Source organism: Curtobacterium sp. MCBA15_013, from assembly GCF_001865095.1.
In the GTDB taxonomy this organism is placed as follows: Bacteria; Actinomycetota; Actinomycetes; order Actinomycetales; family Microbacteriaceae; genus Curtobacterium.
In genome coordinates, this window is sequence record NZ_MJGQ01000056.1 from 1 (window position 1) to 715 (window position 715).

Genomic DNA, 715 nt, shown 5'->3' on the forward strand with positions numbered 1-715 from the left:
GCGCCTGCGCTGCGCCCGCCGGACGCGGCACGCCCGCGTCACATGGCAGACTTCCGGCATGGCAAGCGCCCGCGATCGTGTCCTGGACAGCTTCGTCGCCATCGTGTGCGAGGAAGGAGAGCGTCCGGCGACCCTCGACGCCGTGGCCGCCCGGGCCGGGGTGTCCAAGGGCGGACTGCTCTACCACTTCGGCTCGAAGGCCGCCCTGGTCGAGGGACTTTGCGAACGCCTGTCCGACCTCTCCGCCATCGACGTCGAGCGCATGCGGGACGCCGAGGACGGCGCCGCCCGCTACTTCGTGCGGAACTGCCAGTTCGTGGGTAGCGAGCTCGACCTCGCCCTCCTCGCGGCGAGCCGGCTGCAGCAGGCCGGCTACGAAGAGGCGGGCCGCACCCTCGACGAGACCGAGAACGCCTGGCTGGCCACGCTCGTCGACTCGCTCGGGGACGTCCCCACGGCGCAGGCGATCAAGCTCATGGGCGACGGGCTGTACCACGCGGCGTCCCTGGGCGCCGCCAGCGAGGTCCGACCGGACCGCGCCTCGGTCGACATGGAACCGCTCCTCGCCGTGGTCGACCGGCTGATCGCCACCCGCCCCGGCGCGTGAACCGAGTTCGTCGCTCCTGGGGATAGACTGGGTCCGATCCACCCGCCTGATTCCGGAGGTACCACTGTGGGCCGCGTCATCGCCGCTGTTTTCTCGATCCTGCTGCTG

General features: G+C 71.3%; 1 protein-coding gene. It reads left to right on the forward strand.

What is annotated here, in order from left to right; all coding sequences use genetic code 11:
• The first annotated feature begins 58 nt into the window (after positions 1-58).
• Positions 59-607 (forward strand): TetR/AcrR family transcriptional regulator, encoded by a 549-nt coding sequence (locus BIV01_RS16890; RefSeq protein WP_070418334.1) that lies wholly within the window; start codon positions 59-61, stop codon positions 605-607.
• Positions 608-715 lie beyond the last annotated feature (108 nt).